Origin of the sequence: Acaryochloris sp. IP29b_bin.148 (assembly GCF_028285565.1) — a bacterium.
GTDB lineage: Bacteria > Cyanobacteriota > Cyanobacteriia > Thermosynechococcales > Thermosynechococcaceae > Acaryochloris.
This window is the reverse complement of the sequence record NZ_JANQOY010000241.1, coordinates 1-17,252: the sequence shown is the minus strand read 5'-3', so window position 1 is coordinate 17,252 and position 17,252 is coordinate 1. Positions and strand designations below refer to the sequence as shown.

Genomic DNA, 17,252 nt, shown 5'->3' with positions numbered 1-17,252 from the left:
AGCCGTAATCCCCTTAGTAAAGCTTTTGGAAGATCCTGCACTGAAATCAGAGCAAACCTTAAATCCTGACCTCAATGTTCAAAAAGCATTACTGGTCGCTCTTAGCTGGTTCCTGGTGATCGCAGTGATCATCGGTGCTGTTTATCAGCTACGCTTATCTGATCCCTATGTGCGAGATGTACTGCACCATGAAGGTACCGTTGCCCAAGGGAATGCTATTTTTCAGCTCAATTGTTCTGGCTGTCATGGCGCTTCAGGCGATGGCAAAGTCGGCCCCAGTCTACATCGGGTTGCTGCGCATCGATCTCAGGTGGGTTTGATTTATCAAATCACCAGCGGCAAAACACCGCCGATGCCCAAGTTCCAAGCTAATCCTCAAGAAATGGCCGATCTTCTGGAATACTTAAAAACCCTCTAATCTGCTTCCTGTTGAGCTTGCAGAATGGCCTGACGGAACCCCAGCACAATCACAATATTAGATAGGGTCAAGAATACCTCTGCTGAGCCATGTAGCCAGTCAATATTGGCTAAGGAAACGCCATAGGTCTTGAGGGCATAAATGCCTGCTGGGACGGTGACGGCAATAAACAACAGGGTGAGGTAAAAGCCAATCAGGGCCAATCGGGGGGCTTGACCTGAGCGGGTCAAAAACCACAAAAACCCCAGGTAGGGAATCAGAGAAATCGCAAATAGTGCGTCTTTAGTAGCCATGGTTCAGCAGGTTAAGCATCGGGGTTGGGTTGGCGTTGGGACCAGAGCAGGGCAGCTGCACCACAGAGGGTGATATTGCCAAGGACGGTCATGGACGCTTGCAAGGTCACGAGCCATTCCAGCTCGACCGGATTATCGAAGAAATGCCAGGTACAAGCACACATGGCCCCGACTAAGGCAGGCAACATTGCTAAGGAAAACCACCGCCAGGTTGGGTTTTGACTGACTTCGCTATAGGTCCAGATCAGCCAAATGGCCATAATCCACTCGATCACGCTGGAGACGTGAATAATCCAGGTGGGAATTGAGAGGGCGTGCATAACCAATACATGAATAAGGGGCTGTCTACGATAATCTTACAGAAGATTGGATTGGGAGAGGTCTGAAACCGATGCGAGCAATTTTAAGTGGCTACTATGGTTTCGGCAATGGTGGTGATGAAGCCTTGCTTGCGACCCTGCTGCAAATGCTGCCGAAGGAGGTGTCGCCCCTAGTTTTGTCGTCTAATCCCAAGCAGACCGCACGACAGTATCAGGTGGAGACGTGCGATCGCAACAATTCCATTCGCGTATTTCAAGCCATCCAACAGTCTCAAGCTTTTATTTGGGGCGGCGGCAGCTTAATTCAAGATGCGACAAGCGCCCTTAGTCCGGTCTATTACATTGGCTTAATGGGATTGGCTCAAGGATTGGGCTTAAAAACCATTGCCTGGGCTCAGGGCATTGGTCCCCTCAAACGTAAAAGCACTCAAATCTTGGCTCGACGAGCGTTTCGCAACTGCTCTGCCGTCAGCGTGCGCGACCCAGCTTCGGCTAAATATATCGAAGACTGGGAGATTCCCTACCAAATCGCCCCTGATCCGGTGTGGAATCTAGCGGCAAAGCCCGTGGGATGGGTGAATAAGCTGCCATCACCGAAGGTGGCAGTGGTGCTCAGGTCGCATCCTCAACTGACTCCCCCTCGCCTGCAAAAACTGACCGCAGCCCTGGTCAAGTTTCAGGCCCAATCTCAAGCCCATATCCTGATCGTGCCGTTTCAAGCCACGCAGGATTTGGAGACTGCCCAATCTGTCCACGATCAAATTCCTGACCACAGTTCTCTGATCCGCCTGACGAATCCCAGCGATCTGAAAGGGGTGTTCCAAACTGTCGATATGACCATTGCCATGCGTTTGCATGGGTTAATTATGGCCGCTGCCGAAGGCAACCGCTGCTTTGCCCTCAGCTATGACCCCAAGGTACGCCAATTTATGGAAGCCCAACATTGTCCCGGCTGGGATTTAGAGGGAATTCCTGAAGACCCGGAGGTGATTTGCCAAAGCTGGCTGGAGCATTTCAAGCAAGGAACTGCATTATCGAAGAATGAGATTGAAAATCGCACTCAGCAAGCCCTGAGCCACCAGCAGGTTTTGCACGAGACCCTACTTTCATGACCAAAATCACTATCTTGACGATCGGCTCCCGTGGGGATATTCAGCCTTTTTGTGTCTTGGCAAAAGGTCTACTGGCAAAAGGCTATTCTGTGACATTGGCGGCCAGCTTTAACTTTGCAGATTTTGTTCAAGCGCTGGGTATCCCCTTTGCCCCCATTGCAGGTGACTTTCGACAGCTTCTATCCACACCTGACGGGCTGGCCTTGCTCCAGGGCAATACCAATGTCACTTTGATAGATGATGAGTTGCGATGGCAGCAATATTACGATGCCTGGAATGCCTGTCAGGGGAGTGACTTACTAATTTTTGCCCCCTTAGCTGCCTGGGGATATCATCTGGCCGAAGCGCTCAATATTCCAGCTATTTTGGTTACGCCAATCCCCGTTATCGCCACTCGTTCTTATCCGTTTCTCAAATTTGCCGATGCTTCTCAAGGGAAATTAGCGGGTTACTTCAACACCTTCACTTATCGACTGGTAGAGTTTCTCTCTTGGCAAAAAAGCCGATCGTTAATGAATCGGTTTAGACAAGAGGTGCTGCAGTTGCCTCCTCTCTCACGTATGGGAGCACGCTATCGTCGCTCCCATCCCCCTTACCTTTCACCATTGCCTGTACTCAACTGTTATAGCCAGGCAGTCTTGCCACCGCCACCAGATTGGCCACCCCAAGTGCATCAAGGCAGCTATTTATTTCTGGATGAGTCAGCTCCCTACACGCCCTCTCCTGAGCTGCAAGCCTTTCTCCAAGCTGAGCCAAAACCCTTTTACATTGGCTTTGGCAGTATGATGGCCTGCAAGCCTGAAATGATTGTTGACGCTATTGTCACGGCTCTTCGTGAAACTGGACAGCGCGCTATTTTCTGCACGGGCTGGGGCGGATTTACAACCGAAAAGGTGCCTGATTTCCTATTTGTAACCCAGGAGGTACCTCATGCTTGGCTTCTACCCCAAGTGACTGCTGCCATCCACCATGGTGGATCGGGTACCACTGCCGCCACACTCAGGGCTGGAACACCTTCTATTGTTGTGCCGTTTTTTGCCGATCAGCCTGCTTGGGGTAAACGGCTAGAGCAGTTAGGCGTTGGAACTGCACCGCTTCCTTTTGCTGAGTTAACGGCTGAAACTTTAGCTGACAGGATTCAGGCCATCATTAATACTCCATCAATGCAGCACAAAGCCCAACAACTGAGCCAACAAATTCAAAGTGAAGATGGAACGGCTATGGCCATTGAAGTGATTGAACATTATCTCCAGTAAACTGCTCACTCAAACGTCTCAAAAATCATTCTGGAATATTCACCAATTGCCGAACTTCTATCGATATATCAGGAAAAGCAACAGGACACGATTCCCTCACTGACGGTATTTTGACTTGAATAATCGCTATCCTGTAAGTCTCGAAACACCGCCATTTGTTTGCCAGCCACATCAATGACCCAATACTCCGCAATCCCTGCTTCCGCATAGAGCTTTCGTTTAGTGCCCAAATCGTAAGCCAGAGTCGTATCAGCAACCTCTACTAGCCAATAAATATCCTCAGGATAGGGATGATGCTGGAGATAACGTGTATCCGGTAGACGCACAATCGCAATATCTGGCTCTGGTTCAGACTCAGCAAGCGTAATGGGATGGGCTTCAAAAACTTCTGCTTTGCCCTTCATCATTTCGCGTAAATAGTTGACCCCGCGATGATTGATAAATCGATGAAATTCACTTTCGGGAACCATATCCCAAATTTCTCCCTTAATGAGTTCGCAGCGCCGATGATCGAGAATGCCTAGATCTCGCATATGCTGATAGTCTGCAACTGACCACTGGGTTAACGTCCGCATGACTGGAACTCTCTATCACTAGCTGAAGACATATCCATATCCTAACCAGTTGAAGCATAGGGGTGAGAAATATCAAATGAGGAGACAGATAGAGGTTAATATCGGGCTTTGCAGATTGTTCATCTTCTGAACGACAACATAGGGACAAAGTTATACAGAAGAAAAATGTGTTTGTTGACGCGATCGCAAACACCGACCCCACAGAATAGGACTGTAGACAAGATGATGTGTTCATCCTAAAACCGCCAACGTCACAGCATACAATGACCTACCCCTGTCACCATGCTGTTCCCCGGCTCTCGACACATCCAGGATGACACCATCTTGCCACTATAAAAGGGTTGTGCAGGCTATTGTGCTCAAGACACCCATTATCTTTCTCCGTAGACTTTCGGTGTAAATCGCAGGTTTTTGCAAGAAGATCCGTAGTTTTAAGGAGGTCGGTAATATTAACGTATGGTAAGAATTTGTTGTACTAAATCGTCGTCAACAAAAATCGGTGTTTTTGACGATATCAAACCTATATAAGTCTATATACACTGGTTACAGATGGTCAAGGAATTTCTGTAGCTAGTGTTTTTGTAAGCAACTTGTAGGCCATTCTAGACCTAAGATTGCAGCAGCAAACAAGCTAAACCCAGTTTTTCCTGTGATCAAGTAAATACCCATTTTGGGTTTTCTAAAAGAACAGGGGTGTGTGACATCTATCACCTATTAGAAGTCTCACTAAGTCATTAAACCATTAAATAACTAGAAAGCCTCAATCTTCAGCAGTTTTGCGTAGGTCGATACTCTCGACCCCTGTTGTGCTGCGCAATCTGTATGTAAATTTGCCTGTGCTGTCAGCACGGGTAATCTATTGTGATGTTCCCATGCTCAACTCTTCAAATTGGCGTCAACCTATCTTTCGATTACCTAGGTGGGTTCGTTCCTATGGATTAACTGCCCTCTTTACGGGGTCATTACTGGGCATTCCAGTTGCTGAAGCGTGGGCGATCAGCTCAACCAATGACGATATTCCAGCCGTACCATTAGTCATTCCTGAGGGAAATAGCTCATGCAATATCGCATTGACCCGCACCTTCAACGTCACCCAGAGCTTCACTGTTCGAGATGTCACCTTAGGGTTAAATATTGATCACACGCGCAGAGGCGAGATCGCTGCTTTCCTGACTTCCCCTAGCGGGCAACGAGTCCAAATTATCAATAATAGTAATGATAGGGATGATAACTACGATGTCCTACTCGTCAACAATACGAGTAATAACTTGGACGATGGAAACGCTGATAACACAAGTGCTCCTTTCTTTGATCGCGACGCCCCTTCATTTAATGGTAGGCTAGCTGCTTTTTACGGCACCTCTTCTCAAGGAACATGGACGCTAGAACTTTGCGATCGACGTTCTAACCGCACTGGAACTTATAATCGCGGTCAACTTATTCTCAACGATCAGGCATTCTTTGACGATCCTGCTTTCCCTGCCGTTGTCCCTAACCCTGACTATAACGGTGGTTGTAGTGCAAATACTGATATTGCCGTTGTTTTAGATGCATCTGGCTCAATTAATGCGACTGAGGCCAATCTAACTCGCCAAGCAGTTCGAGGCATGTTAGATGAGTTAGCCACCATCGGCGGTCCGGTGCAGGTGGGAATTGTCGAGTTTGCTGAAACAGCTGAAGTGCAGTTAGGTGGTGGCTTTACAGATGTCACAGTTGCCAATATTACCAATGTTTTTCAGCCTTATCTAACAAATACCTATAAGAACCAATCAGCCACCCTTGGCTCTTTGACAAACTGGGAGGCTGCTTTCCAAGAAACAGTGGATGAATTGCTCACTGACGCTGACGTCGTTATTTTTATTTCAGATGGTAATCCGAACACGATTAGCACTGGAGGCGGTACCTCATTTATAGGTGAAGATGATGCAGACGCCTTAGCACAGGCGATGGGACCTGCCAACGCTATCAAAACAGCAGGTAAGCATATCTATGCCTTTGGGGTCACCGAGGGGGTCAATATTGGCCGCTTGGTTGGCATTACTGATGGTACTAACTCAACCGTATTTACGGGTGGGAATGGTTCAACGGCTGACTATGACAACGTTAGCACGTTCAATACCAATGATTTTAGAGCTGAACTCATTTCTCTAGTCCAAGGGCTATGTGCAACAGGTGGGACGAATAACCCCAATGTTCTACTCGTCAAACGGATTACGGCTATTAATGGCAATCGCACAACCAATCCGAATGATAGTACTGTTCTCAACACAGTTGTCGATGGTGGTACTGCGAATGATGGCGATAATCATCCCAACTGGCCGAGTAATTACCTCGTAGGTGAAACTGATGCTGGTCGGGTCAAGCCAGGGGATGAAATTGAATACACCGTTTATTTCCTGAATGCAGGAACAGCCAATGCCGATGCAGTTCGGATCTGTGACAGGCTACAGACCAATCAAGCTTTCAAGCCAGAGGCTTATGGGGTAGGTGCAGATGTCCAACTCCAGCTTGGGACTAGCACCATTCAGACGCTGACCGCAGCCAACGATGCGGTAGACCGCACTGAACTGATTACCACGGGTACCGTGCCCGCCACCTGCAACATCACAGGCATCAATACGAACGGCACTCTACAGGTTGATATTACGGGGGCTGCAGGCACAGGTATTCCCTCCCTGACGACGCTTCCTGGTTCTACCGGACAGGGACAGCCGAATAACGCCTACGGTTTTTTCCGGTTTACAACCACCGTTGATCAATAGCTTCTTCCTTTTATCTCATTAAACGGACTTCTACCAGATTCTTTATGAGTTCTGAAAACTAACCATGTTGGAACGTACTGTGACCTCCCATTCCCCAATCAAAGCCTCTAAAAGATCCACCAGCGCCTTACCTTTTAAACTTCTATTGGCAGCCTTGTTAACGGGCGGTAATTGGCTGTCTACAGTCTCAGCATTGGCCGCTGGACCAGCTCCCGGTACGGTGATCCAGAACCAAGCTACGGGTAGCTTCGTTAACCCCAACGATAGCTCAACCAATAATATTGAATCGAACATTGTTCAGGTAACGGTTGCCGAAGTGGCAGGTATCACGATCACCAGTACGACCATCCCCACGGAAGCACCGAGCGGTGTGACAGGGGCCGGACCTCAGCAGGGGAATGGTGCTATTAATGCTGAGGACGTGATTTATTTTACCTACACCTTTACTAATATAGGGAACGATCCCACCCAATTCTTTATTCCTGGTGCCCCCTCCGCTGTCACAAATGCAAGTTTCGGGCCTGCTGGCCCGATTCAGGTGCTGGGCTTTGATCTAGATGGTTCAGGTACCACACCACCCACCACTCTCAGCTCCCCCGTTGACGTGCCTGGGGCAGGGGCAACCACTCAGGCGCTGAACATCCCTGGATTAGTAGATGGCTCAGTTCCTGCCGATGGAACCGTCACGGTTCAAGTGCCGGTGAAGGCTAATGCAGGGTTATCCAATGGCAGTACAGTTACTGTGGTGCTCGGAGATGTTTCACCGAACGATAATTCACCTGCGACGCAAAACCAACCTTTTGTGGCAGGCACACAGGATGCATATACCGTCGACAATGCTGACGGCGTGACGAATGAAGCCAGTGATTCTCCCATTAATGGGGATGCCACGAATCATCGTCAAGAAGCCAGTGCTAGCCAAACCGCAACGATCGCAGCTGTTCCCTTCCAAAATGTCTTACCCTTGTCTTGTCCCCAACAGGCCATTCAAATTCAAGGATTGGACAGCCTCATTAACCAAGTCAACCTGGTAACCGGTGCCACAGACGCTGCCAATGACAACTTCAATCAACAAATTAATGCCATTGGCTACAATCCCACAGATAATCGAATTTGGGGGGCTAGCCGAAGGACGAATGGCTCATTAACCGTTACAGGCCTGGATGCTTCAGGTGATTTCTTCACTGAAGAAACGGCGATTATCTCAGGATTACCTGGTAGCAGATTCAACATTGGTGACGTGAGTGACGATGGTCGATTATATATGTACGCAGGGACTAGCAACAGCCAGTTTGATGGTCGGTTCTATGTAGTTGATGTCAATTCAGCATCCCCGACCTTCTTGCAGCTTGTGGATGTAGACGGAGATACCACACCCGGCACCCCAGTCTTCAGCGGCAATCAAAGTGCTGATCCACAGTTGTCCGACTGGGCGTTTCATCCCAATGATGGCCAATTGTATGCCCTGAATGACTTAAACAGAAATCTTTACCGAATTAATCCAACCACGGGTGCATCTGTGAATCTGGGGCCTACCAATGTTCCTTCCGGTGTATTCGGCGCTGTTTTCTTCGATAGCAATGGCTTCTTCTACGCCTATAACAATAGTAATGGTCAGATCTATCGTGTGGATCTACGAGTCCCTCCGGCCACAGATTATGATGAAAATCTGACATCATTCTTTGCGACCTCAAGTACGGCGAATCGGAATGATGGTGCCCGTTGTCGAGATGCAGCTTTGCCCATTGATTTTGGGGATGCACCCGATACAGGCAGTGGGACAGGCAGTGGCAATTACAACACCTTGCTGAGTGACGACGGCCCCCGCCATATTGTCGATGGCAGTACTTTTCTAGGCAGTGCCGTATCGAACGACACGGATGGCTTTGGTGAAGGCACGGACGCCAATGGTGATGCTACCGATGATGCGGATGACGATGGGGTGCAGCTGAGTAGTTCCTCACTACAGGGCCAGAGTCTAACGCCAGGTAACGCCGTTACGTTGGACATCACCACCGCCGGAAGTGGGGTGCTCAATGCCTGGATGGACTGGAATAGTGATGGTGATTTTGATGATACTGGCGAACAAATCGCTACCAACGCTGTTGATGGTGGGGCAGGTGATGCCGATAGCACTGCTGATGGCACGATTACATTGAGTGTGGCGGTCCCAGCCACAGCAACCCTTGGTGAGACCTATGCCCGGTTCCGCTACAGCTCTGACACCGATCTCAGTCCTACTGGCGCTGCTAGTGATGGTGAGGTGGAAGATTATCAGGTGGCGATCAGTACATCTTCGACACCCCCTCCAGTCACGGGTCCAGGAGATGGTAATGCTTGTTTGCTGACTCACCACAACAACTCAGGTGTGGCTGCTGAACCCAACCATTTTTATGAGATCACTGACCACACTAATCCGGCCACCTTATCCGAAATTGGTCCTTGGAATGTTCCGAGTGGCACAGTGGAAGGGTTAACGGCCAATGTGAGTACCGGCACTGTTTATGCGCTCAACGCGAACCGGAGTGGTGAACTTTATCTCGGCATTATTGACCCAGCAACCGGAAGCTTTTCCGATATTACGACTACTGGTGTGACAACCTTAAGTCATGCAACCCATGGCACCTTGAGTGTTGTGCAGACCAGAGCCATGGCCCACCAACCTGGAACCAATATTATTTGGGCAGCAGCCTATGATACCCAACCCACAACGGGACCAGGCACTAATTTCTACTATCTATTCAAAATCGACGCCACTACGGGAGCCGCTATCACGGGTGCCTTTGGGCCTGGCAATGACTATTTAGCCATTGATTTATCCCCTTATGAAACGGTAAGAGCGACCCAGAGTGCCACCATTGAAGCGCTGACCTTTTATCAAGGAAATCCCAACTTCCTTTATGGTGTCGTTAGTACTGATCGAGGGGGCCGCTCCACCAATATTGGTCATCTATTCACAGTAAATGTGGCAGCAGCAAATCCGACTGCCACCTTAGCACCCCAAAACTTGTCTGGCACGGCAATTACAGGCGGCAATGCTCCCGTGTCAACCATCTACGATATTGAGGGCATGTCCTTTGACGAGAATAACGACCTCGTCATTGTCTCTTCGAACGCGGGTGGTCCGAATGCCAATAGCCTGTTCTTCGTCAATACTGCGACAGGAGCAGCCTTTGGCCAACGCAATATTATTGCTGGTGATTGGGAGGGCATTGTCTGTAATACCCCGTCTCCCGTTGTGAGTGATCCAAATGTTTTACTGGTCAAGCGGATTACAGCTATTAATGGCAATCGAGTCATCAATCCGAATGATAGTACCCCTCTGAATACTTTTGTGGATGGGGGTACAGCGAATGATGGTGACAATCATCCCAACTGGCCCAGCAATTATCTAGTCGGCGAAATTAATGCTGGTCTAACCAAGCCTGGTGATGAAATTGAATATACCATCTACTTCCTCTCAACCGGGGGCAAAGAGGCTGTGGATGTCACCCTGTGTGACAGAGTGCCTGACTTCCAAACCTTTGTGCCGGATGTCTTTAACTCAGTTCCACCCGCACCCAATGGTGGAGCGGGTGCCAATCGCGGCATTTTGGTTGAGTACGACACCACCACATTGTCTTATTCCAATGATATTGATGGTGATATGGCCGAGCATTATCCACCCACTTCAATGCTACCGCCTGCCTGTGCTGTGAGTCTTCCTCAACTGAAGGAGGAAGATAATGGCGCCATTGTCGTCAATTTAGGGAATTTGCCCAATGCAACCAGCACTAGCACTCCCACAGACTCCTATGGTGCGATCCGTTTCCGGGCTACAGTGAAATAACGACGTTCTGTTGACGGATCTAGATAGTTTTGATCGGGTGCTCCTAAATCTAACGCTTCGCCAATTTCTTCTTCTCTATCTTGCGGAGCCGTACCGATTTAGGGGTCACTTCCACCAGCTCATCTGCCCCAATATATTCCAGCGCCCGCTCTAAACTCATTTCCACGGGGGCTTGTAACTGCACCAGCTCATCTCCCGTAGAACTGCGGTGATTGGTGAGGTGCTTGGTCTTACAAACATTAAGATCGAGATTTTGGGGGCGGTTATGCTCACCCACAATCATGCCCTTATAGACTTTGACCCCTGGCTCAATAAAGAACGAGCCTCGATCTTCGGCATTTTTGAGGGCGTAGAAGGTTGCTGTTCCCTCTTCAAAGGCGATAATCACGCCATTGCGTCGCGAGGAAATATCACCCGCCATGACTCGATATTCTAAAAAGCTGTGGTTCATAATGCCATCGCCCCGCGTCAGGCGCATAAACTCACCCCGGAAGCCAATTAAACCACGGGCTGGAATCACAAATTCCAGTTGGGTGCGACCATTACTGACCTGCATATCCTGCATTTCACCGCGTCGCTGGCCCAAACGTTCGATACAGCCACCCACGGCTGCCTCTGGCACGTCTAGCACTAGATACTCATAGGGTTCACAGGGCTGGCCATTGACTTCCCGATAAATCACCTGGGGTTGAGAGACTTGGAACTCATAGCCTTCTCGACGCATGGTTTCAATTAAGATGCCCAGATGCAATTCGCCTCGACCGGAGACGGCAAACCGATCCGGGGAGTCTGTTTCTTCGACCCGCAGCGCCACGTTTGTCTCTAGTTCTCGCATTAGGCGATCGCGAATTTGTCTCGACGTAACGAAATCCCCTTCCTGCCCGGCAAAGGGAGAATCGTTGACGCAAAAGGTCATTTGCAGGGTGGGTTCATCCACCTTAATCAGCGGCAGCGCCCGAGGTTCATTGGGGCAGGTAATCGTTTCACCGATATTGGCATTGGCAAAACCTGCGATCGCAACAATATTACCCGCAGAGGCTGTCGCCAGCTCAACCCGCTTCAGCCCTTCAAACCCCATCAGCTTGCTGACTTTGGCCTTGACCATGTCACCTTTTTCGGTCATTAAGGCTGCTTGCTGCCCCATCTGGATAGTGCCATTGTGAATTTTGCCAATCACAATGCGGCCCAAGTAATCGGAATAATCCAGCGTGGTGACCTGCACCTGCAAGGGCTTTTCAGGATCGCCCACAGGCGGTGGAACATGGTGGAGGAAAGACTCAAACAGGGGCTTCATATCCTCGCCAGGGGCCTCTAGATCTTCCTTGGCATAGCCATCCAAACCAGAGGCAAATAGGTAAGGGAAATCACACTGATCATCATCGGCCCCCAGTTCGATAAAGAGATCAAGTACCTTATCCACGGCACCGTGGGGGTCGGCTTGCGGGCGATCAATTTTATTTACCAATACGATCGGTCGCAAGCCTTTTTCCAAGGCCTTTTTGAGCACAAATCGCGTCTGGGGCATCGGCCCTTCGTTGGCATCCACAATCAGCAGACAGCCGTCCACCATGCCTAACACCCGTTCCACTTCGCCGCCAAAGTCGGCGTGACCGGGGGTATCGACAATATTAATTAAGGTGTCCTTATAGGTGACCGCGGTATTCTTGGACAAAATCGTAATGCCCCGTTCCCGCTCCAAATCGTTGGAGTCCATAACGCAATCGGGAATATCTTCCCCTTCGCGGAAGGTGCCGGCTTGCTTGAGTAGGGCATCCACGAGGGTGGTTTTGCCGTGATCAACGTGGGCAATAATGGCGACGTTACGGATAGGAAGAAGCGTCATACTAGGTTCCAAAGAGACAGGAGTTCGATCAACGTGGGTTTAGCAAACCTGAGATAATAGAGTGGCTCAGACTTTGAAAAACTTTAATTTTATTTAACAATTTTAGACTGATTCTGCCCAAATCAGGGGAGAGATGATCAAGTCACCCACCAGAAAGGCTAAGCAAAGGGCAGAATTGGGCAGTCTAGAGTCAGTGAGTGATGGCTAGCCGTTCTGTGAATCCTTCCCAAACCTTAGGCGTTACCCCTGCTGAGCTAGCCCTGTTTAATCGGCTAGCAACCCCAGTCTGGATCTTTGATATCGAGCAGATGCGGATGTGGTGGGCCAACACGGCTGCACTGGTGCTGTGGAATGCGGACAGTTTGGAGGAACTGCTCAATCGGGACTGGAGTGATTATTCAGAAGCAACCGAGGTGCGTTTACAGTCTTATCTGCACAAGTTTCAGCAGGGGGAGTCCATCACGGAACAATGGACCTTTTACCCCAAAGGGGGAGCAGCTGTTTCTGTCCGCTGTGTTTTCTCAGGTATTCCGATTGAATCGGGTCGTCTGGCCATGCTGTCCGAAGGGGTTTCTGATGCCTTAGAGCAAGTGGATGTGGATAGCCTCTGCTCCTTAGAGGCATTACGGCATACCACCGTGATGATTTCCCTCTACGATCTAGAGGGTCGAGCCATTCTCCAGAACCCCGCTGCCTTACAGTGCTATGGCGATCAGAGTCGCCAGCCATCAGAGCCTACCTTTGCTCATCGCTTTCAGAATCCTGATCTCGCCCACCAAGCTATTACGGCGGTTCAAGCCGGTGACGTGTTTAGTGTAGAGGTCCAGGTCCAAACTCTTCAGGGTATTGAATGGCACGGGATTGATGTCCGAGGCACGCAAAATCCACGTACAGGTGAGCTGGCGCTCCTCGTCAATGAGCATAATATTAGTGATCGCAAACGAGCAGAAATTGCCCTGAACCAGTTATTACGGCAAGAACAACAGCGAACCTTTGAACAACTCCAACAAACCCAGACAGATCTATATGAATCTCAGCGTTTTTTGCAATTAATTTTAAATACCATTCCTCAATCCATCTTTTGGAAAGATCGACAGTCCACGTTTCTCGGATGTAATCTCGCCTTTGCCAAAGATGCAGGACTGTCTGATCCCAACCAAATTGTGGGATTAACGGATTATGATTTGCCCTGGTCCAAGGAAGAATCTGACTGGTATCGACAGTGCGATCGCAAGATCATGGATCAAAATGCCCCTGAATACCGGATTGTCGAAACCCAGATTCAAGCCGATGGCCGCCAAATTTGGTTAGAAACCAGCAAGCTGCCGCTGTTGAACAGCGAACAAGAAATTGTTGGCATGTTGGGATTTTATGAGGATATTACGGAACGCAAACAATCCAAAGAAGCCTTACAGTTGGTTTTGGAAGGAACTGCCACCAAGGTCGGCGAAGCCTTCTTTCGCACCTGTACACGAGCCTTAGCAGACACCTTGAAGGTCCGCTATGCCATGATCACAGAACTCGTCGGTGCCGCCCAAGATCGAGTCCGTACGCTGGCCTTCTGGCAGGGAGAGTCCTTTGGCGAAAATTTCGAATATCCCTTAGCCGACACTCCCTGCCAAGAAGTGATTAGCGGAGCAACCTGTATCTACCTGGACTCTGTGCAGCGTTATTTTCCCCATGATGCGGATCTCGTCACCCTAGCCGCCGAAAGCTATTTTGGTATTCCAATTTTGAACATTGCCGGTCAGATTTTAGGGCACATTGCCGTTATCGATACCGCCCCATTAGCAGACGTCTCTCAGTATGAGATGATTCTGCAAATTTTCGCAGCCCGAGCGGCCGCAGAAATCGAGCGTCAACAAGCGCAACAAGCCCTTGAGCAACAGCTGGATAATGCCAATCTTTTAGGCCAAATTACTCGAGACATTCGTCAAAGCTTGGATGCCCAAAAGATTTTGGACACGGCTGTTCAACATATTGGCCAGATGTTCAAGGTCAGTCGTTGCCACATCCACACCTATACCCCCACTCCCACACCCCGTTTACAAGTGGTCGCCGAGTATGGGACGACTCATCTGCCATCCCTATTGGGTCAGGATATCCCTGTCCTCAATACCCCCTATATGCACCAACTGTTGTCTATGGATCAGGCGCTTTCATCCACCCACATGGACACCGATACCACCCTAAAGGCGTTGTGTCCCCTCCTCGCTCAGGCCGGGGTACGCTCCATGTTATCGATTCGAACCTCTTATTTAGATGAAGCCAACGGTGTGATTATTCTCAGTCAATGCGATTACGCCCGTGAATGGACCGCCGAGGAAGTTAGCTTCCTAGAAACGGTCGCCAGTCAGGTCGGCATCGCGCTCGCCCAATCCAACTTGCTAGAGCGCGAAAAACATCAGCGGCAACAGTTGATTCACAATTACCAACAGCTCCAGCAAGAAATCAAAGAGCGGCAACAAGCCGAACAAGAACTGGAACTCGCTAAATATAGCCTCGACAAAGCCAAAGATAGTATTTACCTTCTGGACTCTCATGGGCAGCTGCTCTATGCCAACGATCGCGCCTGCCAACAATTGGAGTATTCTCGCACCGAACTGTTAACCCAAAGCTTTTGCGATATTGCCCCTTGGATTACCCCAAAGAAACTCCAAGTCTTACTGAACGATATCAGGGACAATCACTCACTCACCTTAGAAGGAATTTACGAGACTAAATCGGGCCAAATTATTCCGGTAGAAATTACGTCTACCTACTTTACATTCCAAGGAGAAGAACGCTTCAGTGCGGTTTCTCGGGATATTACCGAGCGCAAGCAAGCGGCCCTGGTCTTAGAACGACAAATTCAACGGGAGATGCTATTACGGAATCTCACTGCGGATATCCGCCAAAGTCTGGATATCCAACAAATTTTCACCACAGCCGCTCAAATGATTGGCGAAGTCTTTAATGTCAGCCGTTGCCATATCCATCGCTATATCACCACGCCAACAGAATCGTTTCCGATTGTGGCCGAATATCTGCAGCCCGGTTGTGATTCCATGTGGGGAGTGACGATACTGCCCCATCAGTTGGCCCATGCCCAACAAGTGCTCTCTCAAGAAAAAGCACTGCTAACATCCAATGTTTATACGGATCCGCTGATTTACCCTTTCCTAGACAATCGCCCGGTTCAGCTGAAGTCACTGCTGGCCGTGCGCACCTCTTATCAAGGACAACCCAACGGGGCGATTGTATTGCAGCACTGCCAGCAGCGAATGAACCGCCAAGACTTCTTGGAACTGCCCACCCCAGAGCAGCAAGGTATGCTGCGTCAATGGACCTCAGAGGAAGTCGAGCTGATTGAAGCGTTGGCCAATCAGTTGGGCATCGCTCTCGCCCATGCTCAATTATTAGAGCAAGAAAAACAGCAAAGCCACAAGCTATCTGCGCAAAATCACGAATTGTTACTGGCCAAGCGGGAAGCAGAATCGGCCAACCGAGCCAAAAGCGAATTTTTAGCCAATATGAGTCATGAACTGCGGACGCCTTTGAACGGAATTTTGGGATATGCCCAAATTCTCCAGCGGTCTGCATCTTTAAGTGCTAAGGACCAGAAAGGCATCCATATCATGCATCAATGTGGTCAACATTTACTCACCCTCATCGAAGATTTACTGGATCTATCTAAAATTGAAGCGCAGCGAATGGAGCTGCATCCTGAACCCTTTCATTTTCCTGATTTCCTGGCAGGTATTACTGAGCTATGCCACATCAAGGCCCAACAGAAAGGGATTGCACTGATCACAGAGTTTGCACCGAATCTCCCCCTTGGTATTGATGCAGATCCAAAAAGATTACGACAAATTTTACTCAACATCCTCGACAATGCGGTGAAGTTTACCGATCAAGGCAGTGTAACCTTCCAAGTGACTTTAGCCACTGATCCCACCCCACAAACGAGTCAAGCAGACGATCTCTCTCCTAATGCCAGTGTGCAATCCATTGTGTTTCAGGTGATTGACACCGGCATTGGCATTGCCGCTCAGGAACTCTCCACCATATTCTTACCCTTTGAACAAGCGGGCCATTCAGATCGATATCATCAGGGTACTGGTTTAGGATTAGCGATTAGTCATCACTTGACGGCCATGATGGGGGGCAACTTATCCGTTACCAGCCAGCCTAGTCAGGGCAGTGTTTTCGTCTTTACCCTCGATCTACCCGTTGTCCAACCTGACGTATTGACTTTGGCCCTTGAGTCCTATGAAACCATCACAGGTTATCGTGGGCATCCCCGCACCCTTTTGATTGTGGACGATCATTTAGACACTTGTGCGGGCATGCTTGAGTTACTCAGTGACTTAGGGTTTACCATTGTGACGGCTACAGACGGACAAGAGGGATTCCAAGCGATCCTGGATCACAAGCCTGACCTAGTTATTTCTGATCTGATGATGCCCCATATGGATGGCTGCGCATTGACCGAAGCCATTCGGCAACACCCTGTTAGTGCAGACATTCCCGTAATCATGTCTTCTGCCAGTGCCTATGAGCCTGATCAAGCCCGTAGCTTAGCCGCAGGGTGCAATGACTTTATCGCTAAACCGCTATCCATCGACGTATTAATCCAGAAGTTGCAACGTCACCTAAACCTAGAGTGGGTAAGGGCAGGTGGTCCCTCTGCCACGCCTCCTGAGTTGCCGACCTATCACTTTTCTACTCCTCATCCAGAAATTATATGTCCTCCTCAGGCAGATCTAAGTAGGTAAGGCTCGAAAAGCTGCTGTAGATTTCGAAATGTAAATTCTATCAAATCTTATACAGAGAAAGGTTTTCAGATTAGTTCATAAAATGAA

At 49.3% G+C, this 17,252-nt stretch carries 10 protein-coding genes; 6 read left to right on the top strand and 4 right to left on the bottom strand.

Going from position 1 to position 17,252, the window contains the following annotated elements; all coding sequences use genetic code 11:
- The first annotated feature begins 25 nt into the window (after positions 1-25).
- Complete coding sequence (locus tag Q0986_RS21860) at positions 26-418, top strand: cytochrome c (protein ID WP_299415973.1); 393 nt, start codon at positions 26-28, stop codon at positions 416-418.
- Here the strand turns inward: Q0986_RS21860 and Q0986_RS21855 are convergent.
- Both Q0986_RS21855 and Q0986_RS21850 read right to left on the bottom strand, forming a co-directional pair.
- A complete protein-coding gene (locus Q0986_RS21855; RefSeq protein WP_299415969.1) occupies positions 415-711 on the bottom strand; it encodes a DUF3593 domain-containing protein in 297 nt (98 codons plus the stop codon). The two genes, Q0986_RS21860 and Q0986_RS21855, sit on opposite strands and share 4 nt — an antisense overlap.
- A gap of 11 nt (positions 712-722) precedes the next feature.
- Positions 723-1,031 carry a DUF2499 domain-containing protein gene (locus Q0986_RS21850; protein ID WP_299415965.1) on the bottom strand — a complete coding sequence of 103 codons (309 nt, stop codon included), beginning with the start codon at positions 1,029-1,031 and terminating at the stop codon, positions 723-725.
- A gap of 71 nt (positions 1,032-1,102) precedes the next feature.
- Here Q0986_RS21850 and csaB point away from each other — a divergent pair, with 71 nt between their 5' ends.
- The gene (gene csaB / locus Q0986_RS21845; RefSeq protein WP_299415960.1) at positions 1,103-2,143 is read left to right on the top strand and encodes a polysaccharide pyruvyl transferase CsaB; all 1,041 of its coding nucleotides are present in this window, start codon (positions 1,103-1,105) and stop codon (positions 2,141-2,143) included.
- Positions 2,140-3,399: a glycosyltransferase gene (locus Q0986_RS21840; protein ID WP_299415956.1), complete on the top strand. Its 1,260-nt coding sequence runs from the start codon at positions 2,140-2,142 to the stop codon at positions 3,397-3,399. Before csaB ends, Q0986_RS21840 begins: the two co-directional genes overlap by 4 nt.
- Before the next feature lie 68 nt (positions 3,400-3,467).
- Here Q0986_RS21840 and Q0986_RS21835 read toward each other — a convergent pair whose 3' ends face one another.
- Positions 3,468-3,974, bottom strand: coding sequence for a Uma2 family endonuclease (locus Q0986_RS21835; protein ID WP_299415953.1), 507 nt, complete (start codon positions 3,972-3,974; stop codon positions 3,468-3,470).
- Positions 3,975-4,846: 872 nt separating this feature from the next.
- Here Q0986_RS21835 and Q0986_RS21830 point away from each other — a divergent pair.
- Entirely contained in the window at positions 4,847-6,736 is a 1,890-nt protein-coding gene (locus Q0986_RS21830) for a proprotein convertase P-domain-containing protein (protein WP_299415948.1), read from the top strand.
- A gap of 64 nt (positions 6,737-6,800) precedes the next feature.
- Positions 6,801-10,565 (top strand): GEVED domain-containing protein, encoded by a 3,765-nt coding sequence (locus tag Q0986_RS21825; protein ID WP_299415945.1) that lies wholly within the window; start codon positions 6,801-6,803, stop codon positions 10,563-10,565.
- Positions 10,566-10,614: 49 nt separating this feature from the next.
- Here Q0986_RS21825 and typA read toward each other — a convergent pair whose 3' ends face one another.
- Positions 10,615-12,408 carry a translational GTPase TypA gene (typA, locus tag Q0986_RS21820; RefSeq protein WP_299415941.1) on the bottom strand — a complete coding sequence of 598 codons (1,794 nt, stop codon included), beginning with the start codon at positions 12,406-12,408 and terminating at the stop codon, positions 10,615-10,617.
- A 200-nt stretch (positions 12,409-12,608) separates the two neighbouring features.
- On the opposite strand from typA, the gene Q0986_RS21815 reads away from it, so the two are divergent.
- Complete coding sequence (locus Q0986_RS21815) at positions 12,609-17,165, top strand: GAF domain-containing protein (protein WP_299415938.1); 4,557 nt, start codon at positions 12,609-12,611, stop codon at positions 17,163-17,165.
- Positions 17,166-17,252: the final 87 nt, after the last annotated feature.

What these genes read in the sequence shown, in the direction of transcription:
- Q0986_RS21825 (WP_299415945.1), top strand. Translation starts at nt 6,801, where the DNA reads ATGTTGGAACGTACTGTGACCTCCCATTCCCCAATCAAAGCCTCTAAA.
- Q0986_RS21850 (WP_299415965.1), bottom strand. Translation starts at nt 1,031, where the DNA reads ATGCACGCCCTCTCAATTCCCACCTGGATTATTCACGTCTCCAGCGTG.
- Q0986_RS21815 (WP_299415938.1), top strand. Translation starts at nt 12,609, where the DNA reads ATGGCTAGCCGTTCTGTGAATCCTTCCCAAACCTTAGGCGTTACCCCT.
- Q0986_RS21840 (WP_299415956.1), top strand. Translation starts at nt 2,140, where the DNA reads ATGACCAAAATCACTATCTTGACGATCGGCTCCCGTGGGGATATTCAG.
- Q0986_RS21835 (WP_299415953.1), bottom strand. Translation starts at nt 3,974, where the DNA reads ATGCGGACGTTAACCCAGTGGTCAGTTGCAGACTATCAGCATATGCGA.
- Q0986_RS21855 (WP_299415969.1), bottom strand. Translation starts at nt 711, where the DNA reads ATGGCTACTAAAGACGCACTATTTGCGATTTCTCTGATTCCCTACCTG.
- Q0986_RS21830 (WP_299415948.1), top strand. Translation starts at nt 4,847, where the DNA reads ATGCTCAACTCTTCAAATTGGCGTCAACCTATCTTTCGATTACCTAGG.
- csaB (WP_299415960.1), top strand. Translation starts at nt 1,103, where the DNA reads ATGCGAGCAATTTTAAGTGGCTACTATGGTTTCGGCAATGGTGGTGAT.
- typA (WP_299415941.1), bottom strand. Translation starts at nt 12,408, where the DNA reads ATGACGCTTCTTCCTATCCGTAACGTCGCCATTATTGCCCACGTTGAT.